The organism is Bradyrhizobium genosp. L, from assembly GCF_015624485.1.
Taxonomy (GTDB): domain Bacteria; phylum Pseudomonadota; class Alphaproteobacteria; order Rhizobiales; family Xanthobacteraceae; genus Bradyrhizobium.
In genome coordinates this window covers 6,523,676-6,547,649 of the sequence record NZ_CP061378.1, presented here as the reverse complement: position 1 = coordinate 6,547,649, position 23,974 = coordinate 6,523,676, and the positions used below count along the sequence as shown (strand labels likewise).

21 protein-coding genes are annotated in these 23,974 nt (G+C 64.9%); 17 read left to right on the top strand and 4 right to left on the bottom strand.

The features are described 5' to 3' along the window. The first annotated feature begins 56 nt into the window (after positions 1–56). Entirely contained in the window at positions 57–1,919 is a 1,863-nt protein-coding gene (gene htpG / locus IC762_RS31250; RefSeq protein WP_195785939.1) for a molecular chaperone HtpG, read from the top strand. 158 nt (positions 1,920–2,077) lie between these two features. Here the strand turns inward: htpG and IC762_RS31245 are convergent, their stop codons facing one another. Beyond that, positions 2,078–2,743: a DUF2278 family protein gene (locus tag IC762_RS31245; RefSeq protein ID WP_195785938.1), complete on the bottom strand. Its 666-nt coding sequence runs from the start codon at positions 2,741–2,743 to the stop codon at positions 2,078–2,080. A 188-nt stretch (positions 2,744–2,931) separates the two neighbouring features. Between IC762_RS31245 and IC762_RS31240 the strand changes: the two genes are divergently transcribed. Then, positions 2,932–4,080 carry a DUF3095 domain-containing protein gene (locus tag IC762_RS31240; protein WP_195785937.1) on the top strand — a complete coding sequence of 383 codons (1,149 nt, stop codon included), beginning with the start codon at positions 2,932–2,934 and terminating at the stop codon, positions 4,078–4,080. Between the two features lie 109 nt (positions 4,081–4,189). Here the strand turns inward: IC762_RS31240 and IC762_RS31235 are convergent, their stop codons facing one another. From IC762_RS31235 to IC762_RS31225, 3 genes are all read right to left on the bottom strand, one after another. After that, positions 4,190–4,633, bottom strand: a complete 444-nt coding sequence (locus IC762_RS31235; protein WP_195785936.1) for a DUF2147 domain-containing protein — start codon at positions 4,631–4,633, stop codon at positions 4,190–4,192. A gap of 214 nt (positions 4,634–4,847) precedes the next feature. Beyond that, positions 4,848–6,233, bottom strand: a complete 1,386-nt coding sequence (locus IC762_RS31230; protein ID WP_195785935.1) for an MATE family efflux transporter — start codon at positions 6,231–6,233, stop codon at positions 4,848–4,850. A gap of 160 nt (positions 6,234–6,393) precedes the next feature. Continuing rightward, the gene (locus tag IC762_RS31225) at positions 6,394–6,924 is read right to left on the bottom strand and encodes a GNAT family N-acetyltransferase (RefSeq protein ID WP_195785934.1); all 531 of its coding nucleotides are present in this window, start codon (positions 6,922–6,924) and stop codon (positions 6,394–6,396) included. Positions 6,925–7,051: 127 nt separating this feature from the next. Here IC762_RS31225 and IC762_RS31220 point away from each other — a divergent pair, with 127 nt between their 5' ends. From IC762_RS31220 to IC762_RS31150, 15 genes are all read left to right on the top strand, one after another. Further along, positions 7,052–7,651, top strand: a complete 600-nt coding sequence (locus tag IC762_RS31220; RefSeq protein WP_195785933.1) for a superoxide dismutase — start codon at positions 7,052–7,054, stop codon at positions 7,649–7,651. A gap of 96 nt (positions 7,652–7,747) precedes the next feature. Then, entirely contained in the window at positions 7,748–8,134 is a 387-nt protein-coding gene (gene crcB / locus IC762_RS31215; protein WP_195785932.1) for a fluoride efflux transporter CrcB, read from the top strand. 680 nt (positions 8,135–8,814) lie between these two features. Continuing rightward, positions 8,815–9,528 (top strand): protein TolQ, encoded by a 714-nt coding sequence (gene tolQ / locus IC762_RS31210; RefSeq protein WP_195785931.1) that lies wholly within the window; start codon positions 8,815–8,817, stop codon positions 9,526–9,528. A 91-nt stretch (positions 9,529–9,619) separates the two neighbouring features. Continuing rightward, positions 9,620–10,090 carry a biopolymer transporter ExbD gene (locus IC762_RS31205; RefSeq protein WP_195785930.1) on the top strand — a complete coding sequence of 157 codons (471 nt, stop codon included), beginning with the start codon at positions 9,620–9,622 and terminating at the stop codon, positions 10,088–10,090. Between the two features lie 38 nt (positions 10,091–10,128). Then, positions 10,129–11,061, top strand: coding sequence for a protein TolA (locus IC762_RS31200; protein WP_195785929.1), 933 nt, complete (start codon positions 10,129–10,131; stop codon positions 11,059–11,061). Between the two features lie 72 nt (positions 11,062–11,133). Next, complete coding sequence (gene tolB / locus IC762_RS31195; protein WP_195790371.1) at positions 11,134–12,471, top strand: Tol-Pal system beta propeller repeat protein TolB; 1,338 nt, start codon at positions 11,134–11,136, stop codon at positions 12,469–12,471. A 181-nt stretch (positions 12,472–12,652) separates the two neighbouring features. After that, positions 12,653–14,974 (top strand): putative bifunctional diguanylate cyclase/phosphodiesterase, encoded by a 2,322-nt coding sequence (locus IC762_RS31190; RefSeq protein WP_195785928.1) that lies wholly within the window; start codon positions 12,653–12,655, stop codon positions 14,972–14,974. 141 nt (positions 14,975–15,115) lie between these two features. Next, the gene (locus tag IC762_RS31185) at positions 15,116–15,850 is read left to right on the top strand and encodes an N-acyl amino acid synthase FeeM domain-containing protein (RefSeq protein ID WP_246801338.1); all 735 of its coding nucleotides are present in this window, start codon (positions 15,116–15,118) and stop codon (positions 15,848–15,850) included. Between the two features lie 262 nt (positions 15,851–16,112). Next, the gene (gene pal / locus IC762_RS31180; protein ID WP_195785927.1) at positions 16,113–16,592 is read left to right on the top strand and encodes a peptidoglycan-associated lipoprotein Pal; all 480 of its coding nucleotides are present in this window, start codon (positions 16,113–16,115) and stop codon (positions 16,590–16,592) included. A gap of 235 nt (positions 16,593–16,827) precedes the next feature. Then, complete coding sequence (ybgF, locus tag IC762_RS31175) at positions 16,828–17,862, top strand: tol-pal system protein YbgF (RefSeq protein ID WP_195785926.1); 1,035 nt, start codon at positions 16,828–16,830, stop codon at positions 17,860–17,862. Between the two features lie 52 nt (positions 17,863–17,914). Next, a complete protein-coding gene (tilS, locus tag IC762_RS31170) occupies positions 17,915–18,937 on the top strand; it encodes a tRNA lysidine(34) synthetase TilS (RefSeq protein WP_195785925.1) in 1,023 nt (340 codons plus the stop codon). Between the two features lie 259 nt (positions 18,938–19,196). After that, on the top strand, positions 19,197–21,119 hold the full coding sequence (gene ftsH, locus IC762_RS31165) for an ATP-dependent zinc metalloprotease FtsH (protein WP_195785924.1): 1,923 nt from the start codon (positions 19,197–19,199) through the stop codon (positions 21,117–21,119). A gap of 12 nt (positions 21,120–21,131) precedes the next feature. After that, a complete protein-coding gene (locus tag IC762_RS31160; RefSeq protein WP_195785923.1) occupies positions 21,132–21,551 on the top strand; it encodes a DUF3052 family protein in 420 nt (139 codons plus the stop codon). A gap of 117 nt (positions 21,552–21,668) precedes the next feature. Next, the gene (locus IC762_RS31155) at positions 21,669–22,550 is read left to right on the top strand and encodes a hypothetical protein (protein WP_195785922.1); all 882 of its coding nucleotides are present in this window, start codon (positions 21,669–21,671) and stop codon (positions 22,548–22,550) included. Between the two features lie 174 nt (positions 22,551–22,724). Next, a complete protein-coding gene (locus tag IC762_RS31150) occupies positions 22,725–23,930 on the top strand; it encodes an ABC transporter substrate-binding protein (RefSeq protein ID WP_195785921.1) in 1,206 nt (401 codons plus the stop codon). Positions 23,931–23,974: the final 44 nt, after the last annotated feature.

The following is a 23,974-nucleotide window of genomic DNA, read 5'->3' as shown; positions in this document are numbered from 1 at the left end:
CGTGACCGCGCTATATCAGGCCTTTCCCGCCACCCTGGATTGCCCGAGTTTCCCGCATGACCACCACTGCTGCCATGTCCCAGCCGTTCCAGGCCGAGGTCGCCGAATTGCTGCACCTGATGGTGCACTCGGTCTATTCCGAGACGGATATCTTCCTGCGCGAACTGATCTCGAATGCCTCCGATGCCTGCGACAAGCTGCGCTACGAGGCGATCGCCCATCCCGCGCTGATCGGCGACGGCGCCCCGCCCGAGATCAGGATCGCGCCCGACAAGAAGGCCAACACGCTGGCCGTGACCGACACCGGCATCGGCATGGACCGCCAGGAGCTGATCGATAATCTCGGCACCATCGCGCGTTCCGGCACCAAATCGTTCCTGTCGAAGCTGACCGAGGCCAAGGACGGCGCCAATCTGATCGGCCAGTTCGGCGTTGGCTTCTATGCCGCCTTCATGGTGGCAGAAAAGATTGTCGTTACTAGCCGCCGCGCCGGCTCCGACGAGGTCTGGGTGTGGACCTCGGCCGGCGGCAGCGGCTTCGAGATCGCGCCGGCGGACGAGGAAGCGGCCAAGTGCGTCGTGCGCGGCACCGAAATCGTGCTGCATCTGAAGCCGGATGCGGCGAAATATCTCGAGGCCTACGAAATCGAGCGCATCGTCCGCGAATATTCCGACAACATCCAGTTTCCGATCCTGCTGGTGCCGGAAGAGGGCGAGCCGCGCCAGATCAATTCGGCGAGTGCGCTGTGGCAGCGCTCGAAATCCGAGCTGACGGCCGACGACTACAAGCAGGCCTACAAGCAGATCGCCGGCGCCTTCGACGAGCCGGCGATGACGTTGCATTACCGCGCCGAGGGCCGGCAGTCCTACGCCGTGCTGCTGTTCGCGCCGTCGGAGAAGCCGTTCGACCTGTTCCAGGTCGAGCGCAAGGGCAAGGTCAAGCTCTACGTCCGCCGCGTCTTCATCGCCGACGACGCCGAGCTGCTGCCGGCCTATCTGCGCTTCATCCGCGGCGTGATCGACAGCGAGGATCTGCCGCTCAACATCTCGCGCGAGATGCTGCAGAACAACCCGCAGCTCGCGCAGATCCGCAAGGCCGTCACCACCCGCGTCATCGGCGAGCTGGAGGCGCTCGGCGAGAAGGAGCCGGACGCCTTTGCCAAGATCTGGGCCGCGTTCGGCCCGGTGATCAAGGAAGGCCTGTACGAGGATTTCGAGCGCCGCGAGAAGCTCTTGGCGCTGGCGCGCTTCAGCACCACCGCGGGCGAGAACCGCACGCTGAAGCAATATGTCGACGATCTCAAGCCGAACCAGACCGATATCTACTACCTGGTCGGCGAGACCATCGAGCGGCTGAAGTCGAACCCGAAGCTGGAATCGGCGCGCGCCCGCGGCATCGAGGTGCTGCTGCTCACCGATCCCGTCGACGCGTTCTGGGCATCAGTGCCGCTCGACTTCGGCGGCAAGCCGCTGAAGTCGCTGAGCCAGGGCGACATCGATTTCAGCCTGATCCCGCTCACCGACGACAAGGCCGAGCAGAAGGACGAGCCTGCCGCGGACGCCGCGACCACCATCGCCGTCATCAAGGATGCGCTCGGCACGCGCGTCTCGGACGTCCGCGTCTCGCAGCGGCTGACCGCGAGCGCGTCCTGCCTCGTTGCCGGCGGCGATGCGCGCGACCGCGCGCTGGAGCGGATGCTGGCACAGCAGAACCGCGGCGAACTCACCAAGCCGGTGCTGGAGATCAATCTGCGCCACCCCCTGGTCGCAGCGCTGGCCGAGAGCAAGGATGAAGCCAAGGACATCTCGCTCTTGCTGTTCGAGCAGGCGCAGATCCTCGACGGCGAAATGCCGGACGATCCGGCCGCCTTCGCCGGCCGCATCAACCAACTCGTGCTGCGCGGCGTGGTGAAGGGGTAGCTGTCGCCCGGCACCCATTCCATCTCCGTCATCCTGAGGAGCGCGCCCTTGCGCGCGTCTCGAAGGATCGACGGCCACCAGCCGGGCCGTGCATCCTTCGAGACGCCGCTTCGCGGCTCCTCAGGATGACGGATAGCTGGTGGCGGCCTACGCCGCGCTCACCCGATCGTCGTCGCGTCCGCGGTCGGATTGCCGAGATCGTCGGTCGGCACCAGCTGCTGGGTGAAGGCCGAGACGTAGGCTGCCCATTCAGGCTCGCCGAGATCGACCAGCACGGCGCCGTCCTGCCAGATATCGTTGTGGTCGTTGGAATCGTCGCCGGGGCGATGGATGAAACCCTTGGTCGAGCCCTGGTTGAGGTGGACGTCGTGCAGGCCGTCGCCCTGCGCGTAGAAGCGGCCGAAGATGTAGACGTCGCGCTTCTCCTGATGCGCGCGCGACAACAGCCGCTTCAGCGAGGCGGCAGGCTCGGTGTCGTCGGAGCCGTCCATCACGTCGCTGTCGCGCCATTTGCCGGTGTTGTCGAGCAGGTTGCTGCGCAGGAAATCCAGCGCCGGCAACCTCTTCTGCCCGGTCAGGTCCTGCGAGCCGGCGCTCGCCGCCGCAAGGGTCTGGATGATCGGATGGCGGAAGTCGAACACCAGCTTGTATTTCAAGAGGTCGTCCGCATCATTGGTGCCGACGTTGACCGCGACGTCCCACTGCTCGCCGTCGACGTCGAGATTGCAGTGCAGATGATACTGCGTCTCGTGCCCGTGGCGCGACGGCTTCAGTCTGGGTTCGGAGGTCACCTTGGTCTTGACGTATCCATAGGCGAGGGTCACGGCGCGGTCCTTTCCGGTTCAAGCGGGCATTCCGGAAAGTGTACAACCTGGGATGAGACGGGCGCGTGAAATGGCCCACATTCGATGCGGGTTTGTCGGCTCCATCCGGGCTGCATCGCAAAACCCGGTCCCAATTCGCCCCGTATCTGCTACAGGATTTCCCGAGGCGGAAACGGCGCGGCGGTGCGATGGCTGGCGGCAGCGAGATCTTCTACGGCGGCATCCCGGTGTTTCGCAGCTTTGCGCGCCTGATGGACCCCGCGCTCTATGCGCCGCTGCCCGATGACTGGAGCGTCGGCGTCGCCGACATCGTGGAATCGACCAAGGCGATCGCGGCGCAGCGCTACAAGGCGGTCAACATGGCCGGCGCCGCGGTCGTCGCCGCGGTCACCAATGCGCTCGATGGACGCGAATTCCCCTTCGTGTTCGGCGGCGACGGCGCGAGCTTTGCGCTCGCGCCCGCCGACCTGGACAGAACGCGCGAAGCGCTGGCGGCGACTGCGCGCTGGGTGCGCGCCGACCTCGACCTCGAGATGCGGGTGGCGCTGCTGCCGGTCAAGGCGATCCGCGACGCCGGCGCCGACGTGCGCGTCGCGCGCTTCGGGCCGTCGGCCAATTTGTCCTATGCGATGTTCTCCGGCGGCGGGCTCGCTTATGCCGACGCCGCGATGAAGCGCGGCGAATTTGCCGTCGATCCCGCGCCCGAGGGCACGCAGCCCGATTTGTCCGGCCTGTCCTGCCGTTTCGAGGTGATGCCGTCCGCGCGCGGCGTCATCCTCTCGGTGCTGGTGATGCCGGCCGCGGGCGCCGACCCGCAAGCCTTCCGCAAGGCGATCGAGGACGTCGTCGCGCTGGTCGAGAAAAGCCCGGAGGCCGGGCGCCCGGTCCCCGCAGACGGCCCGCCATTGCGCTGGCCGCCGCAGGGCATGGAGTTCGAGGCACGCGCGCGGCGCGGCGGTTCGCTGGCGCTGCGGCGCGCCGCGGTGCTCGGATTCACGCTGTGGGCCTACACCTTGATGCGGTTCAACATCCCGATCGGCAAATTCGTGCCAAAGACCTATGTGCGGCAGCTCGTCGAGAACTCGGACTTCCGCAAGTTCGACGACGGCCTGCGCATGATCCTGGATTGCACGAGCGAGCTCGCCGCCGAACTCGAGCAGCGGCTGGCGGCCGCTGCGGCGCAGGGCATCGTGCGTTACGGCCTGCACGAGCAGGATGCGGCGATGATGACCTGCTTCACGCCCTCGGTGATGCGCGCCGATCACGTCCATTTCATCGACGGCGCGCGGGGTGGTTACGCCTCGGCGGCGACGGTGTTGAAGACGCGGGCGGTGTAGTTGCTTTCTTCACCTCGCCCCGCTTGCGGGGAGAGGTCGGAACGCATCGCAGATGCGTTCCGGGTGAGGGGGTTCTCCGCGCGCCCGCAGCGGGGAGGATAGAAAGGTCTTACCGTCCCACCCGCGTCCAGGTCTCGCCACCGCACAGCGCGCCGACGCAGCCTTCGACGCGCAGCGAGCTGTCGCCGGTGAGCGTGATGCTGCTGGCGTAGGTGCCGCCGTCATCGGCGTTGTAGATCTGGCCCGACCATTTGCCGGCGGCGGCCGGATGCATGCCTGAAAACAGCGGCAGCCCGATCATCGGCCGGTTGGCCAGCGCCGGATTGGGGTTCTTGTTGTCGACCTGCGGTTTGCCGGTCGCAGGGTCGATCGGCTCGCGCAACGACACGATCACGCCGCAGATGCCGCCGCCGCATTTCGTGATCCTGACGCGCGCATCGCCGGTCTGGGTCTGCCAGACGCCGGTCGGCTCAGGCGCGCCTTGCGCGTGCACGTGAGGCATAGCGAGTAACGCAGCAATGATTGCGATCAGAAATCCAGATCTGCAGGCCATGATGTCTTCCCCAGGAGGTCGGCCTGCATATCAAGCCGAACGGCGTCCGCAATGTCATATTCTCGCGATCAGGCGCGCGCGATTCGAAAATTTTGCTGCAAGTAACCGGACAGGTCACGTCCCGGCAACGATCCGGTGCGCGACGCCTTGTCGCGCCTCGGTTGTTTAAGCATGATCATTTTCGGAAAACCGCTTCGCACTTTTCCGGATCATGCTAGCCCCAACGGGTCAGCCGAACCGAGATGATCGTGGCGAGACCGAACGCCACCATGGCACCGCCGACCAGCGCGAACAGCGTCCAGGCTGGCGCGCCCGCGGCGGCGAGCCATAAGCCGCCGATGCCGACCACCGCAAGGCGGATGGTGCCGGCCAGCACCGGGCCGCCGACCTTGGCCGCGCCTTGCGACGAGAAGTAAAGGCAGACGCCGACGCCGAAGAAGCCGAAGGCGGGGCCGGCCAATGCGAAATAGGACGAGGCCGCCGCGGTCACGCCGGGATCGCGGGTGAACAGCGCGATCCACAGCACAGGCTTCAGCGCGACCACGAGCCCGACCAGCCCGACCGCGAGCCCGGCGACGGTGCCGGCAGTCCACGCCACCTTGCGCGCCCGCGCCACGAGACCGGCGCCAACGGCCATGCCGACCATCGGCACCGAGGCGACGCCGACCGCGAAGGCGATCGGGATCAGCAGAAATTCCAGCCGCGAGCCCATGCCGTAGCCGGCCAGCGTCTCGGTGCCGAAGCCAGCGAGGATTTTTGTGAAGATCAGGATCGTCAGCACGCTCTGCAGCGGCGACAGGCAGGAGATCGCGCCCACTTTGAGGATGTCGAGCAACATCGCGCGCTGGAAACGGAAGGCGGAGAAATCCAGCGTCAGGCGGCTGCGGCCGCTGGCGAGATACCAGGCGAGGAAAATCGCGCCCAGCGTATAGGCGGTGAGCTGGCCGGAGGCGACGCCGCGCATGCCGAGCTGCGGTGCGCCGAACAGGCCGAGGCCGAGCGCGCCGCCGACCGCGACCTGGACGATCGAGACCGTGATCAGCGTCAGCGAGGGGATTCGCATGTCGCCGGTGCCGCGCACCACGGAGGCGAGCGTGTTGACCAGCCAGATCGAGACCGCGCCGGAGAACAGCACCTGCGAATAATGCAGGGATTGCTCGAGCACGCCGCCGCGTCCGCCGAGCAGTGCATAAAAGACGTGCCCGAAGCCGAGCATCATGACGGTGAAGAACAATCCGGCGCAGGCGCCGATGATCGCCGCATGCAGCGCCAGATCGGCGGCGCGGTCGCGGTCGCCGGCGCCGAGCGCACGGCTGATTGCTGACGACACGCCGCCGCCCATCGCGCCGGCCGACATCATCTGGGTCAGCATCGCGAACGGAAACACCAGCGCGATGCCGGCCAGCGGCTCGGTGCCGAGCCGGCCGATATAGGAGGTCTCGGCGACCGCGACCAATGTCGAGCCGAACATTGCGATGGTGTTGGGCAGCGCCAGCTTGAGCAGCGTCGGCAGGATCGGCGCCGTCAGCAGCGCATCGACCTGCGCGGTCGGCGCGGTCGCGGCGGGACGGACATCGTCGATCGCAGCTTCAATGGTCATGTGGTGCGAACTCTTGCTTCGCCTCCCCCGCAAGCGGGAGAGGGAGCGCACTGCTGATGCGGCTGCAATTCGACGTCAATGGATCAAGCCCGCAATCAATAAATGATGCCCAACATGTTACGGTGCCAGCCCACCGCAAGCCACCCCCGCCGGTGCATGATCACCACGGCAGGCCGCATAGGTCGATCTTGCCCTGGCGCGGCGCGCGGACGATGTCGTAGACGAAGGGCGCCATCGCCTCGAAGCGGATCTGCCCGGAGGGTTGCGCGCAAAACATCTCGCCGGTGAAAGCATGCCAGCCGCGCGCCTCGTAGAAGGCGAAATTATGCGGCTCGCAGACCAGCAGAGCAAATTTCACTGCTTCGTTGGCGCGCATGGTGTGGATGGCCGCGTCGATCGCCAGGCTGGCATAGCCGCGCTTGCGGCAATCCGTGCGGGTCGAGACCCCGCCGATGCCGCCGATATGCACCTTGTGGCCGTTCCAGATGACGGTCCGGAAGTAGATACCGACATGGCACGCCAGTCCGCTGCCATCGGGCGCGTCGATCAGTACGCGCAGATCGGCATTGGCCCATTCGATGTGCGCCCACGGCTGCCTTGCGGTGACATCGCGGGGCCATACCGCCCGATGCAGCGGCTCGGCCTGCTGCCATGACGCATCGCCGTTGAGGATGTCGATTTCGATGCTCATTCTGTCCGTCCTCAGTCCTGCCGGTCTGTCATACGCGATCCGAAAATGCGGTGTTTCTCCGCCGTGGAACCTTCTATAAGGGGGACCCGTTAAGTGTAGTCTCCCACCCTCTGTTGGACATTACCCCATGACCTTCACGCTACCCGATCTGCCCTACGCCCATGACGCCCTTGCGCCCTACATGTCTAAGGAAACGCTGGAGTTTCACCACGACAAGCATCACCAGGCCTACGTCACCAACGGCAACAACGCGATCAAGGGGACCGAATTCGAAGGCAAGTCCCTCGAGGAGATCGTGAAAGGCTCGTTCGGCAAGAACGCCGCCGTCTTCAACAATGCCGGCCAGCATTACAACCACCTCCACTTCTGGAAGTGGATGAAGCCGAATGGCGGCGGCAGCAAGCTGCCCGGCCGTCTGGAAAAGAAGATCAACGAGGATCTCGGCGGCTTCGAGAAGTTCAAGACCGACTTCGCCGCCGCCGGCGTCGGCCAGTTCGGCTCCGGCTGGGCCTGGCTCCAGATCAAGGGCGGCAAGCTCGAGATCGCCAAGACCCCGAACGGCGAGAACCCGCTGGTGCACGGCGCGGTGCCGATCCTCGGCGTCGACGTTTGGGAGCACTCCTACTACATCGACTACCGCAACCGTCGTCCGGATTATCTCAAGGCGTTCGTCGACAGCCTGGTCAACTGGGATTATGTCGACGAGCTGTTCGGCAAGGCCGGCTGATCGCACTCCGGCAAAAAGATTCATAAGGGCAGCAGCTCCGTCTGCTGCCCTTTTTGTTTCCTTGCGAGCGCCGCGGCCATGCGGCACAAAGCCCCAATGGGGCAACTCACAAGCTATCTCCTCGTCTTCGTCGGCGGCGGTCTCGGCGCGAGCCTGCGCCTGCTGATCAACAACATCTGCGCGCGGGCGTTTGGCACCGCGTTTCCCTGGGGCACCTTCATCATCAACATCACGGGCTCGACCGTGATGGGCCTGATCGCCGGCTACCTCGCCTTCAAGGGCGAGGCCTCGCAGCCCTGGCGGCTGTTCCTGATGACCGGCATCCTCGGCGGCTACACCACCTTCTCCGCCTTCTCGCTCGACACCGCGCTGCTCTACGAGCGCGGCGAGCTCGGCTTGGCGGTGCTCTACGTGCTGGGCTCGGTGGCGCTGTCGGTCGCGGGCCTGTTCTCGGGACTTGCGATCGTGCGGAGTCTGAGCTGAGCCGAAGCTGCGCAGGGTGGGCAAAGCGCAGCGTGCCCACCATCGCGAGCACGGCGTAGATGCTGGGCACGTCGCTGCGCTCCTTTGCCTGCCCGACAAAGTTGATTCGCATTATCGGAAATAGCTCTTGACGTCGACCCCAACTCCAGTTGTTTAATGTCCCCGCCTCACCCGATCGTATGACTCACCGGCGGTGCCACATATTCGGTGTCGTCCCGGCGAAGGCCGGGACCCATAACCCCAAATGGCAATTGTTGCGGGACGCTTGGGCCGCAGCCGACTTCAACAATCCAACCCTGTGGTTATGGATCCCGGCTTTCGCCGGGATGACGGCGGAGAGCGCGGCACCGCTCATGCCTTCAGCGGGCGCCGTCGGAGACCTGGCCGCCCCCGGGGAACCCTGCAACCCGTTCACCGTCCGGCAATTCAAGCCCCGGAATTTCCCTGTGGTAACCTCGTCTTAACCATGATTAGCGTTTGGTTAGGGTCGGAATGCCGCGCGAAAAGCCCTCGTTTTGACATGTTGGCAGGGGAAGCAAGGCTCGGCTTTGGACGGGCCCCCCATGCGACAGATGTGACAGGCTCTCGCGCAGTTTTTGCCGCGCCTCGTGCGCGGCCGTGGAACCGGGGCCGGATTGCGGCCCGCCTGATGGGACACTTGCGTTGAGAGGATATTGCCGATGAATCCCGCCGACGTGGCTCAGTCGACGCTGCCGCTGGCATCGAGCGATGTGTCGCTGATCGCGCTGTTTTTGCAGGCCCATTGGGTCGTCAAATGCGTCATGCTGGGACTTTTGTCCTGCTCGGTCTGGGTCTGGGCGATCGCGATCGACAAGGTCCTGCTGTACGCCCGCACCAAGCGCGCCATGGACCGCTTCGAGCAGGCGTTCTGGTCGGGACAGTCGATCGAGGAGCTGTATCGGGCGTTGTCGGCGAAGCCGACCCAGTCGATGGCGGCCTGTTTCGTCGCCGCGATGCGGGAGTGGAAACGCTCCTTCGAGAGCCAGTCACGCTCCTTTGCCGGCCTGCAGGCCCGGATCGACAAGGTCATGAACGTCTCGATCGCCCGCGAGGTGGAGCGGCTGGAACGGCGGCTCCTGGTGCTGGCGACCGTCGGCTCGGCCGGCCCCTTTGTCGGCCTGTTCGGCACCGTCTGGGGCATCATGTCGAGCTTCCAGTCGATTGCGGCCTCGAAAAACACCTCCCTGGCGGTGGTGGCGCCGGGTATCGCGGAAGCGCTGTTTGCCACCGCGATCGGCCTGATCGCCGCAATTCCGGCGACAATTTTCTACAATAAGTTCACCTCGGAGGTGAACCGGCAGGCCCAGCGCCTGGAAGGTTTCGCCGACGAGTTCTCCGCCATCCTGTCGCGTCAGATCGACGAGCGGGGTTGAGGAGCATGATCCGGAAAAGTGGGCACCGGTTTTCCGAAAAGATCATGCTCAAAAAAGTGAGTGTGATGGTCAGCTTCGTGAGCGCACGATCATGGCGATGAGCATGGCCGGGTCCGGCGGTGGCGGTCGGCGCGGCCGCGGCGGCCGCAAGCCGGTGATGGCCGAGATCAACGTCACGCCGATGGTCGACGTGATGCTGGTGCTGCTCATCATCTTCATGGTGGCGGCGCCGCTGATGACGTCGACGATCGACATCGACCTGCCGGTTGCCTCAGGCGGCAAGTCGATCTCGTCGAACCAGCCGCCCTTGACGCTGTCGGTCAAGCGCACCGGCGGCAGCTGCAATTCGAATGTCGAGCTCTATCTCGCCGATGCGCCGATCGCGGCCGCGGACCTTTTGCCCAAGATCAAGGCAATCGGGGAGACCCGTTCGGAAGCTGAACGCGTGGTCTATCTGCGCGGAGATAAGGACGTTTGTTACACTGACATGATGAAATTGCTCGGGGAGATCCGGGCTGCTGGGTACAAGGCGAACATCGTCATCATTCCGGAAAGTGGATAGCACCACCATGTGCGGCAAGCGGCACGGGGACATCTGAGTTGAAGGTCAAGGTCGACAAGACTCTGGCGGCGTCGATTGCCCTGCACGTGCTCGTGCTCGGATGGGGGCTCGTGACGTTTTCGACCAAGGCCTTCGTGATGCCGGAGGAGGAGACGGTCGCCGTCGACGTGATCTCTGCCGATCAGCTATCTCACGTCATGGCCGGCCAGAAGGACGGCAAGAAAGACAATCCCAAGCCGCTGGTCGAGAAGGTCGCCGAGGCCAAGCCGGTCGACGACGCCGTGGGCAAGATCGATGACAAGAAGCCGCCGGTCGTGACCGACACGGCGCCGGCCCCGAGCCCGAAAGTCGAGAAGCCCGAAGACAAGAAGCCGGATCCGCCGAAGAAGGTCGAGAACAAGCCAAAGGAAGAGCCGAAGCCGGTCGAGAAGAAGCCCGATCCGGTGAAGCCCGATCCGATCAACGAGGCGCTCAAGAAGGAAGAGAAGAAGCCCCCGCCGAAGCCGGTACAGCAGGCCGCCAAGCCGCCGCCCGAGCAGAAGCCTAAGGAGCGCACCTTCGACCAGAGCAAGATCGCAGCCCTGCTCGACAAGCGCGATCCGACCCGTGCCTCGATCACCGGCGACACGCTGAACGCCAACGCCGCGCTCGGCACCTCGAAGGGCAAGCAGGCTGACAATTCCGCGACCTGGGGCGCGATGTTCAAGCAGCAGGTCGAACGCTGCTGGAAGAAACCCTATGGCGGTATCGAGGCGCAGCAGACCGAGGCTGTCTTCGAGATCAAGCTGAAGCGCGACGGGACGCTCGAAGCCGCGCCGGTGCCGGAAGGTACGCCGGCGACGCCTTATCTGCGGGTTTACCAGGAGAGCGCGCTGCGGGCGATCATCGAATGCCAGCCGTACAAGCTGCCGGCGGCCTTCTTCGAGGAATGGAAGTATTTTGCGCCGGTGTTCACAGAGCGAAAGACCTGAGGACGACCGGGGCGCTTGGCCAATAGCAAATGAAGTCGACCGACAATGACCGACAAGAGTGATTTGCCTGCAATGACATTTCGCCTCGACCGCCGACAGATGATCGCCGGAATGGCCGGGCTTGGCGCCGTTGCCGCGGCGCCGATGCGCATGGCGCTAGCGCAGGGCCCCAAGCGGATTCCAATTCCAGAGGGCGACTTCGCGCCGATCCCGATCGCGATCCCGAATTTCGCCGCCGGCACGCCTGGCGACACCGAGGTCGGCGCCGGCGTGACGCAGGTGATCACCAACAACCTCAAGCGCAGTGGATTGTTCGCGCCGATCGACCAGGCAGCCTATCTCGAAAAGTCGATCAACATCGACGCGCCGCCGAACCTGAACAACTGGAAGAGCATCAACGCGCAGGCGCTGGTGGTCGGCCGTATGACGCGCCAGGGCAGTGGGCGGGTGAAGGCGGAATTCCGGCTCTGGGACGTCAACACCGGCCAGCAGCTTGCCGGCCAGTCCTACGACACGTCGGCCGACTACTGGCGCCGCATCGCCCACATCATCTCCGACCAGATCTATGAGCGGATGACCGGCGAGAAGGGCTATTTCGACACCCGCATCGTGTTCGTCGACGAGAGCGGTGCGGCCGAACGTCGCGTCAAGCGGCTGGCGCTGATGGATCAGGACGGCGCCAATGTGCGCTATCTGACCCGCGGCGCGGACCTCGTGCTGACGCCGCGCTTCTCGCCGTCGACCCAGGAGATCACCTACATGGAGTTCGGGCAGGGCGACCCGCGGGTCTATCTGCTCAACATCGAGACCGGCCAGCGCGAGATCGTAGGCAATTTCCCGGGCATGTCGTTCTCGCCGCGCTTCTCGCCGGACGGCCAGCGCGTCATCATGAGCCTGCAGCAGGGCGGCAACTCCAACCTGTTCGTGATGGATTTGCGCTCCAAGTCGATGACGCGGCTGACCGACACGCCGGCGATCGACACCTCGCCGTCCTACGCCCCGGATGGCTCGCGGCTGTGTTTCGAATCCGATCGCGGCGGCAAGCCGCAGATCTACGTGATGCCGGCGGGCGGCGGCGGAGCGCAGCGCATCTCGTTCGGCGACGGCACCTATTCGACGCCGGTGTGGTCGCCGCGCGGCGACTACATCGCCTTCACCAAGCAGGGCGGCGGGCAGTTCGCGATCGGCATCATGAAGCCGGACGGCTCCGGCGAGCGCATCCTGACCTCGGGCTTCCACAATGAAGGCCCGACTTTTGCGCCGAACGGCCGCGTCGTGATGTTCTTCCGCGACCCCGGCGGCAGCGGCGGACCGTCGCTGTTCACCATCGACGTCTCCGGCCGCAACGAGCTCAAGGTGCCGACGCCGGGCTTCGCTTCGGACCCCGCTTGGTCGCCGCTTCTGTCGTGATGGACCCATCAGCTCCGGGGAAACCCGGGGCTGTCGGGCAACTCTTGCCTAGCGTACTGATTCCTATGCTGAATTCTCGGTGTTGCGGGGCCGCGGCAAGGACTCGCTAACGATATTCCCTCAGAAAGACTTCATCTGCGATCGGTAAGAGTGCGACCTGAAAAGGACGCGCGCCCTCACGATGCAGTTTGCCAGCCAGACGGGAGAACCGGACCAGTCGACGTCGCCGACGATCTCCGCGGCGTTGATCGATTCGCTGTTCGAGGCGCCCGGTCCGCTGATGGCGGGAATCATCTTCGTCGCGCTCTCCGCGGCGCTGACCGCGCTGCGGACCGGTCAGGACGTGATCTGGTGGTGCGTCGGCTCCCTGATCCTGACCGGCGCCGTGCGTGGCTTCGACCTGCATCGCTACCAGGCGCGGATCAAGAAGGCGCAGATGGCGGCCGGCGAGGCCGCGCGGTGGCAGACGCGCTACCAGATCGGCGCCATGGTCCAGGCGGCGGCGATCGGCGCCTGGTGCTCGACCACGCTGCTCGCCTCCAACGACGCCGTCGCCCACATGATCTGCCTGTCGGTCACGACCGGCATTGCCGCAGGCGGCGCGGGCAGGGCCTATGGCCGGCAATGGATCTTCCAGCTCCAGATCACGCTGGTGTTCGGCCCGACCGTGCTCGCGCTGGCGTGGATCGGCACGCCCTATTATCTCGCGATGTCGGTGATCAGCGCAGCCTTCCTACTGGCATTGATCGGCATTTCGGCGAACCTGCACCGGATCTTCATGCGCGCGATCGTGGCGCGCGAACGCGAGGCCGCGCTCGCCGGCCAGTTCGACACCGCGCTCAACAACATGCCGCACGGGCTGTGCATGTTCGGCCAGGACGCGCGGCTTGCGGTGATGAACCACCGCTTCAGCGAGATGATGGCGCTGCCGCAGGGCATCGCAACCAGCGGCGGCAGTGCCTCGGACGTCATCGCCGCCTGCGTCACGTCCGGATCGATCTCGCTGGCCAGCGGCAGGGTGATCCTCGACGAGATCGAGGATCCGCGGGCGCGCGACATCGTCACCTCCGATCCCGATCCGACCCGGAACCGGTTCCTGTCCTGGACCTTCCAGCCGATGGCCGACGGCGGTGCCGTGGTGCTGCTCGAGGACATCACCGAGCGGCGCTCCGCCGAGGCCAAGATCAGCCATCTCGCGCGCTACGACGAGCTGACCCAGCTGCCCAACCGGGTCAATTTCCGCGACGAGATCGGGCTGCTGCTGGCGCATGGCCGCGATCAATTGTCCGCGCTGCTGTTCGTCGACCTCGACCAGTTCAAGCAGGTCAACGACACGCTCGGTCATCCCTGCGGCGACCAGCTGTTGTGCGCCGTCGCCGGGCGGTTGCGGGAAATGCTGCGGCCCGAGGATTTCGTCGCGCGGTTCGGCGGCGACGAGTTCGTCGTGTTCCAGCAGAACATCCAGTCGCACGAGGACGCCGCAGGCCTGGCCCGCCGCATCGTCGCGCGCCTCAGCGAGCGCTACAAGATCGACAATCACCTGGTCGAGATCGGCGCCAGCGTCGGCATAGCGGTGACCGCGCCGGGCGTCAGCGCCGACACCCTTCTCAAGAACGCCGACATGGCGCTCTACCGTGCCAAGGCCGACGGCCGCGGCACCTTCTGCTTCTTCCGCGACGAGATGGCGCAGACCGTCGAGGCGCGCCGCATCCTCGAGCTCGACCTGCGCAAGGCGCTGGCCAACGAGGAGTTCGAGCTGTTCTATCAGCCGCTGATCAACCTGAAGTCCGGCAAGGTCTCGACCTGCGAGGCGCTGCTGCGCTGGAACCATCCGGCGCGCGGCACGGTCTCGCCGGTCGACATCATTCCGGTCGCCGAGGACATGGGCCTGATCGTCGATCTCGGCCGCTGGATCCTGCGCAAGGCCTGCATGGAATGCATGAAGTGGCCGGAGGCGGTCAGCGTCGCCGTCAACTTCTCGCCGCAGCAGTTCCATCAGCGCGACGTGCTGAGCGAGGTGCGCTACGCGCTCGAAGTGTCGGGCCTGCCGGCGCACCGGCTCGAGATCGAGATCACCGAGTCCTCGCTGCTGCACGACACCCAGCTGACCCACGACGTACTGTCGCAGCTGCGAACGCTCGGGGTGCGGATCTCGCTCGACGATTTCGGCACGGGATATTCGTCGCTCAGCTATCTCCACAACTTCCCGTTGCAGAAGGTCAAAATCGACCGGTCGTTCCTCGAGGGGATCGACAGCGACCGCCCGCTGACGCTGCTGCGCGGCGTGGCCCGGCTGTCGGCCGATCTCGGCATGTCCGTGGTGGTCGAGGGCATCGAAACCAACGAGCAACTCGAGCTGATCAGTGCCGACGGCGCGGTCACCGAAGCGCAGGGCTATCTGTTCAGCAGGCCCGTTCCTGCCAGCAGAATTCGCCAATTGCTGAACGCGTCGCACGGCCATCGCCGGTCGGACGACCACCTCGCCGTGATCGCTTCTAGATAGTCATCAAGGGCCGGCCTGCCGCTTCGGTTTCGGAAGGTCAGGAGGGTTAACCCTAACAATTCGAAGGCTTTGCAATTTCGTTAAGGACTCGTTAATGTTCACGCTCGTTGTAGTTGCTCGGGTAGTGTAGGGTAGAAAATAATGGCAAAGGCCGAGCGCAATCCGCCGGTGATCCGCGGCGCCGGGCTGTTTGATCGTATCGACTACCGTCTTATCGAAACTCCCGAAGACAAAGATCAACTCTACCAGATGCGCTATCGCGCCTACCTGCACGGCGGATTGATCCTGCCGTCGGATTCGCGGCGCGTCAGCGATCGCTACGATGACGCGCCCAACGCCTGGGTGTTCGGAATCTACGTCGACGGAGAGCTCTGCAGCTCGCTGCGTCTGCATGTGCTGACGCCGGAATTGCGGATGTCCTATGCGACCGAGCTGTTCGGCGATGTGCTGCATCCCCGTCTCGACGAGGGCGAGGTCTTCATCGATCCGGCGCGCTTCGTCGCCGACCCCGACAAGGCGCAGCGCTATCCCGAGTTGCCCTATCTGTCGTTGCGGCTCGCCTATCTGGCCTGCGAGCATTTCAATGCTGACACCGGGCTTGCGGTGGTTCGTGCCGAGCATCAGGCGTTCTATCGGCGGGTGTTCCTGCACGAGACGATCGCCGAGCCGCGTGCATTCCCGAACGTGCTGAAGAAGGTCGCCCTGATGGCGTCCGGGTTCCGGACCCTGCGCGAGCAGGTCTTGAACCGGTTCCCGATCATGCGCTCGAGTGCGTTCGAACGACGGATGCTGTTCGAACGCTCGGACGGGCACCGAATCTATCCTGCCGAGGTCGTGACATCAGTCGAACGCCCCTCGATCGTGCCCAGCAGCTGAGGCGTAGGGCGGGACCGTTGACTTGAGGGCCTGAATCGGCTGGATCCGGCTGAGTTACGGCTCAGTTTTCCCGCCGATCGGCGCTTGCCTTCACCGTCACGCCACATTTACAACCCATTAACCATCGGGGGCGCTTTTCGCCATTGGCTGGCATTTGATGGGGTCCGGCAAGGTCCCGTCAAGGTTGACGGAACGTTCGCTTAACCATCGCCCTGTAGACCGATTGGGTAGTACGAAGAGCGCGAGCGTGGAGGCTCCGGGAATGAAATATCTCCAGGGTATGAAGTTGGTCGCGGTTCTGGCCGTGGCGCTGTCGATGGGCGCGTGCGCCAACAAGAATGGGCTGGGCTCCGACGCGATGGCGAATGCCGCGACCCCGGGCAGCCAGCAGGATTTCGTGGTCAATGTCGGCGACCGCGTGTTCTTCGAGAGCGATCAGACCGATCTCAGCCCGCAGGCGACCGCGACGCTGGACAAGCAGGCGCAGTGGCTGCAGACCTATAACCGCTACTCCTTCACCATCGAAGGCCATGCCGACGAGCGCGGCACCCGCGAATACAACATCGCGCTCGGCGCCCGCCGCGCCCAGTCGGTGCGCGCCTATCTCGCCTCGCGCGGCATCGACCCGAGCCGCATGCGCACCATCTCCTACGGCAAGGAGCGCCCGGTGGCGGTCTGCAACGACATCTCCTGCTGGTCGCAGAACCGTCGCGCCGTCACGGTGCTGAACGCAAGCTCCTGAGCGCTTCTTGAAGCTGGAACGTTTCAACCGGCGCCCTTTGGGCGCCGGTTTTGTTTTGCCGTCATCGCTCCGTCAGCTTGATGAACGAAGCGTCCACCCAACGGCACTTGCTTGTTTCGACGCCGGCACGTAGTCGTCCGGTATTGTTGCGGATTTGAAGCGCCAGTCACAATTCTGGCGTACTCCATCCGCCAATGTCAGCAGCTTTTCACGTCGATCTCGTCGTCAGGGCAAAATGTCATCCAGGCTCAATCTCCTTTCCTCCGCCGCTGTGATCGCGGCGATGTTCGTCGTTTCCGTTCCGGCCTTTGCACAATCCGACGATTCCGACGCCGAGATGCGGATCGAGCGGCTCGAGAACCAGCTGCGGCAGCTGACCGGGCAGAACGAGGAGCTGCAGTACCGTAACCGTCAGCTCGAGGAGCGGCTGCGCCAGCTTGGCGGGCAGCCGCCCGGCGCGCCCGGGCAGCCCGCCCCGCCCAACGTTGCGGCGACGCCGCCGGCGCAGCCCCAGGCCTATCCGCAACCGGCCTATCCGCAAGCACAGGGCGGCTATCAGCAGCCGCAGCAGGGCTATGGACGGCAGCCGGGCGGCTATGACCAGCAACAGCAGATCGCGGCTCCCGCGCCGATCGTGCAGGAGCCGGCGCCGCAAGCCGCGCCCGGCCGCCGCGGCCGCAACGATGCCTTCGATCCCAACCAGAACCCGAACGCCCCCGGCGCGCCGCGGGCGCTCGGCGGCGGCCAGATGCCGATGCAGAGCGATGCCGCGGTCGGCGCGCCCGGTGGCCGCGGGGCGGGCGAGCCGCTCGACCTCGGCAACACCAGCCCGCAGCGTGGCCCCGGTCCCGGTGCCAACGCAGCCCTGACCACCTTGCCGCCGTCGGCGACGCCAAAGGACGAGTTCGATCTCGGTATCGGCTACATGCAGCGCAAGGACTACGCGCTTGCCGAAGAGACGATGAAGAATTTTGCCACGAAATATCCAAGCGATCCGCTGGTCGCGGATGCGCAATACTGGCTCGGCGAAAGCTATTTCCAGCGCCAGCAATATCGCGATGCGGCAGAAACCTTCCTCGGCGTCACCACCAAGTTCGACAAGTCGTCCAAGGCGCCGGACGCGCTGCTGCGGCTCGGCCAGTCGCTGGCGGCACTGAAGGAAAAGGAAGCCGCCTGCGCCGCCTTCGGCGAGGTGACGCGCAAGTACCCGCGCGCATCCGGCGGCGTGAAGTCCGCCGTCGACCGTGAGCAAAAGCGGGTGAAATGCTAAACCAGCCGATGGAAGGTCGCCTCCGGCCTTCCGCGACACGCTGGTTCGAGCAATGCCCGACGACCGATCCGCCATCCCTGCAAGGGACGCCAAACGCCTGTTCGCGGGCCTGGCGTCCGCGCCGGCGATCGTGCTTGCGGTCTCCGGCGGTCCCGATTCAGTCGCGCTGTTGTGGCTCGCCGCGCGCTGGCGCCGCGCCATCGCGCGCGGGCCGCGGCTGATTGCCGTCACCATCGACCACGGCCTGCGCCCGGAAGCGGCCCGCGAAGCCCGCGATGTCAAGCGGCTGGCACAGAGCCTCGATCTGCCGCATCACACCTTGCGCTGGCGCGGGCCCAAGCCGAAGGCCGGATTGCCGGCGGCTGCGCGCGAGGCGCGCTATCGCTTGCTGACGCAGGCCGCGCGCAAGCATGGCGCCAGCCACATCCTGACCGCGCATACCCGCGACGACCAGGCCGAGACGCTTCTGATGCGGATGCTGCGCGGCAGCGGCATCGCGGGCCTGTCGGCGATGGCGCGCGAAAGCGCGCGCGACGAGATCTTGCTGGTGCGGCCGCTGCTCGAGATGCCCAAGGCGCGGCTGGTCGCGACGCTGAACAAGGCGCGGATCGATTTTGCCGACGATCCAACCAATCGCGATCTGGCGTTCACCCGTCCGCGGCTGCGCGCGCTGATGCCTGCTCTCGCGGAGGAGGGCGGCGATGCGAGGAGCCTGGCGCGGCTCGCCACCCGGCTTGCGCGCGCCAATGCTGCGGTGGAGGTGCTGGTCGACGGCGCCGAGAACTACCTCGCGTTGAAGGACGCCGACGTCGGGCGCGCCGGCTTCGACGCCGCGCTGTTTGCCGCGATGCCCGAGGAGATCCGGCTCCGCCTGCTCAAGCGCGCGATCGACCGCAGCGGACATGAAGGGCCCGCTGAACTCGGCAAGGTCGAAACCCTGCTCGTTGCGCTGGACCGGGCCCTCGGGGAACGCGAAGGCAAGCTGAAACAGACCCTTGCCGGGGCCGTCATCGGCCTTTCCGGCGGCCGCATCAGGGTCGAACCGGCGCCACCGCGCCGCACGCGTTCCAGCTGAGCGCGGTTCGATTGTTTCAATGATTGTAATATTCCCGCAGGGAGGCTTAACCACCCCCGAAAAACACCGGATTTTGCGTCATTATTTGACCGGGAATCGCGCTAGGATGCGGTAAATAGTCATGTGTGGTTCCCTTGGCATCGACCCCAGTGGCACCTAGATTGTATGCCATCGACGGGATGGATTCCCTGGGGATTCCCACAGAGCCTGCCCAAAGGATGAGAGAGGCCGCGATCCGCGCGACCACCGAAGGAAGACCATGAACGCCAATCTGCGGAATTTCGCCCTCTGGGTCATCATCGTTTTGCTGCTGCTGGCGTTGTTCACGCTTTTCCAGAATCCTGGCCAGCGCACCTCCTCGCAGGACATCTCGTTCTCGCAGCTTCTGACCGAAGTCGACCAGGGCCACGTCCGTGACGTCGTGATCCAGGGGCCGGAGATTCACGGCACCTTCACCAATGGCTCGAGCTTCCAGACCTATTCGCCGAGCGACCCGAACCTGGTGAAGCGCCTGTACGACGCCAAGGTGCAGATCACCGCGAAGCCGCCGGGCGACAACGTGCCGTGGTTCGTCTCGCTGCTCGTCTCCTGGTTGCCGTTCATCGCGCTGATCGGCGTCTGGATTTTCCTGTCGCGACAGATGCAGGGCGGCGCCGGCAAGGCGATGGGCTTCGGCAAGTCGCGCGCCAAGATGCTGACGGAAGCGCATGGCCGCGTGACGTTCGAGGATGTCGCCGGTGTCGACGAGGCCAAGCAGGACCTGCAGGAGATCGTCGAATTCCTGCGCGACCCCGGCAAATTCCAGCGACTCGGCGGCCGCATTCCGCGCGGCGTGCTGCTGGTCGGTCCTCCGGGCACCGGCAAGACGCTGATCGCGCGCGCCGTGGCCGGCGAAGCCAACGTGCCGTTCTTCACCATCTCCGGTTCTGACTTCGTCGAGATGTTCGTCGGCGTCGGTGCTTCGCGCGTGCGCGACATGTTCGAGCAGGCCAAGAAAAATGCGCCCTGCATCATCTTCATCGACGAAATCGATGCGGTCGGTCGTCATCGCGGCGCCGGCCTCGGCGGCGGCAATGACGAGCGCGAGCAGACGCTGAACCAGCTGCTGGTCGAGATGGACGGCTTCGAAGCCAATGAGGGCGTGATCCTGATCGCGGCGACCAACCGTCCCGACGTGCTCGATCCCGCGCTGCTGCGTCCCGGCCGCTTCGACCGCCAGGTCGTGGTGCCGAACCCGGATGTCGTCGGCCGCGAGCAGATCCTCAAGGTCCACGTCCGCAAGGTGCCGCTGGCGCCGGATATCAACCTCAAGACCATCGCGCGCGGCACGCCGGGCTTCTCCGGCGCCGACCTGATGAACCTGGTCAACGAGGCCGCGCTGACCGCCGCCCGCCGCAACAAGCGGATGGTGACGCAGGCCGAGTTCGAAGAGGCCAAGGACAAGGTGATGATGGGCGCCGAGCGCAAATCGCTCGTCATGACCGAGGAAGAGAAGCTCTTGACGGCCTATCACGAGGGCGGCCACGCCATCGTCGGCCTCAACGTCGTCGCAACCGATCCGATCCACAAGGCGACCATCATCCCGCGCGGTCGTGCGCTGGGCATGGTGATGCAGCTGCCGGAGCGCGACAAGCTCTCGATGTCGCTGGAGCAGATGACCTCGCGTCTCGCCATCATGATGGGCGGCCGTGTCGCCGAGGAGCTGATCTTCGGCCGCGAGAAGGTGACCTCGGGCGCCGCCTCCGACATCGAGCAGGCGACGCGCCTGGCGCGCATGATGGTGACGCGCTGGGGCCTGTCGGAAGAACTCGGCACGGTCTCCTATGGCGAGAACCAGGACGAGGTGTTCCTCGGCATGTCGGTCTCGCGCACGCAAAATGCGTCCGAGGCGACGGTCCAGAAGATCGACTCTGAGATCAGGCGCCTGGTCGAGGAAGGCTACAACGAGGCGACCAAGATCCTCACCGAGAAGCGCGACGATCTCGAGGCGCTGGCCAAGGGCCTGCTCGAGTTCGAGACGCTGACCGGCGACGAGATCACCGACCTGCTGAAGGGCAAGAAGCCCAACCGCGAGTCGGTGCTGGAGCCCTCGACGCCGCGCGCATCCGCGGTGCCGCCGGCCGGCAAGCCGCGCCCGCGGCCCGATCCGGACACCGGCCTGGAGCCGCAGCCGCAGGCGTAAGCCAAGATCGCCATGGCCGAGGCTTCCGGCAAACCAGTTGTGCAAAAGCTCGGCCTCAAGCCGGGCTTTTGTATTTTTGTGGACGGGTTGTCGGTGCCCTATCGCGAGATCGTCGGTGAGCTGCCGGCTGACCTGCGGATGGCGAAGACCGCGAAGGGCCCGCTCGACGCCGTGCATCTGTTCGCGGCCGAGTCGGACGGGCTTGCCGGCAAACTGCGCAGCTATCGGCAGGCGATCGCACCGGACGGCATGATCTGGGTGTCGTGGCCGAAGAAGAGCTCGGGTGTTGCGACCGATCTCAGCGACACGGCGGTGCGTGAGATCGGGCTCGCAGCCGGCCTCGTCGATATCAAGGTCTGCGCGGTCGATGCGGTCTGGTCGGGATTGAAGTTCGTGATTCCGGCGAAGGAGCGGGGCAGCGGATCGAAGTAGCCGCCTGTTGTACGCATCACCGTTGTGAGTGGCGCACCTTGCGGGGGCATGACAAGCTTCGAGTGCTGTTGCGCAGGTACGGATCGTGCCGACCCAAAGGCAGAGCCGGAGCGGCCCATGGGCGTGAATTATTCACACTATTTGATTCCCCGAGACAACACCGTCCGTCCTGAGCCAGAGCGGATCGTCGCTTTGATCGAAGTGTGGTGCGAGAAGGGATATATTGTTTGTCCAGAAGCCGCTTCGGTGCAGAAGGCAACCGATCGAGTATCGCAATCGGCCGCAAGCTTTCTGACAAAGTCAGCATATGGAGAGCACTCCGTCGAGCAGCGGCGGGCGCCCGAGCCGCGCCCGGGATTTTGGGGACGATTATTGGCTGGAGCTCGAAAGGCTCCGGGCCAAGCTCAGGCCGCTTCGCGTCGAACGCCATGGATGCCATTTTCGATTCCTCCAACTGGAGAGGCTCTGTCTGCGCTTGCAAATCCCTACACGCTGATTCGATGGGAAGGGGATCAGCGCGCAACGTATCCGATGCAGACGCTCTCCGAGTCGGTATACGAGGGTAACCGTCAGTTTCGCCACAGTCTCCTTCTGGAGATATCCGATGACTTCATCAATCCACGCACCGACAATTATGGCGTCGCGCGACAGATAGGCACGGAGTGCAGCTGCGGGAACGACCTCGGGTATGATGATGGAAGAGGTTGGCTTGCAACATCGAAAATTCGCCGGACTTGTCCGGCTTGCGGACGCACATTTTGCCCGCGGGACCGGATCGCAGAGATCGTGGATGGAGCAAGCGGTAACACGAGCCCGCAGGCTGGCGGGTTGTGCAATCGCTTCGGGATCATCATCGGCTTTGGCAGGGAGATGCCACTCTACGTGCCCGATTTGAAGGGCCAACTGATCGAAGCCACGCCGAGGGTGACCGAAGATTTTCTCTATACGTGCGCCGCCGCATTGGACACCGAGCTAAGCGAATTTGACTACTACAGCTAGGCGCGGGGATCTCTATGCGCTCGGCGAGACTGCGTTGCGGTTGTTGCGACGCGAGGCAATTGGGAATGGCGTCCCTTGTGCAAGCATGGCATGGTTTGCTCATCCCGGAGCGGGTTAATCGACGCTCCAAACGGCCACAGTTCGAAGGTGCCGAAAAAGGGGGAGGTCGTGTCGATGCGTTTCGTCGGGGGCGTTGGCGCTCTTTGCGCGCTTGCGGTTTTGGCTTGGCCGGCGGCATCGGGTTCAGCCGAGATGCGCGGCGTCACCGCGACCGAGATCAGGATCGGCCAGACCATGCCGTACAGCGGCCCGGTGTCGGCGTTCGGCGCGCTGGGCCGGGGCGAGGTCGGCTATTTCAGGATGCTGAACGAGCGCGGCGGCATCAACGGGCGCAAGGTGAACTTCATCTCGCTCGATGATTCCTATGCGCCGCCGAAGACGGTGGAGCAGACGCGCCGCCTGGTCGAGAGCGACGAGGTGGCGGTGATCTTCTCCTCGATCGGCACCGCGCACAACACCGCGATCGCAAAATACCTGCAAGGCAAGAACATCCCGCAGCTGTTCCTCGGCTCGGGTGCCTCGAAATTCGGCGACGTCACGCAGTTTCCGCAGGTGGCGATGGGCGTGCAGGCCCCGTTCCGCTACGAGGCGCGGCTCTATGCGCGCTACGCGCTGGCGAAGAACCCGAATGCGCGATTCGCCGTGATCGCGCAGAACGACGATTACGGACGCGACTACCTGGCGGGCCTCAAGGATGCGCTCGGCGAGAAATACGATGCCGTCGTCACCGTCGCGACCTATGAGATCACGGACCCGACCATCGACTCGCAGATCGTCAAGCTGAAGGCCTCCGGCGCCGACGTCTTCGTGATCGCTGCGACGCCGAAATTCGCGGCGCAGTCGATCCGCAAGGCCTTCGAGATCGGCTGGCGTCCGCTGACCTTCCTGTCCAACACCGCGGTCTGGATCTCGACCGTGATGGAGCCTGCGGGCGTGGAGGCCGGCACCGGCATCATCTCCACGGCCTATGTGAAGGATCCCGACGATCCGGCGTGGAAGGACGATCCCGGCATGAAGGACTGGCACGCGTTCATGACCAAATACGTGCCCGACGGCGACCAGCGCGACACCAACTATGTCAACGCCTACAACAGCGCGATGGCGATGGAGGCGGTGCTGAAGGCCTGTGGCGACGATCTCTCCAGCGAGAACATCCTGAAGCAGGCGTTCGCGATCAAGAACCTGGAGCTGCCGATGCTGCTGCCGGGCATCCGGCTCAACACCTCGCCGACCGATCACATCCCGGTCGACCAGATGCAGTTCATGCGCTTCAACGGCAAGAGCTGGGACCGCTTCGGCGAGCTGCAGACTGGGAATTGAGGGATTAGAGCGTTTTCGAGCGAAGTGGATACCGGTTCGCGTGA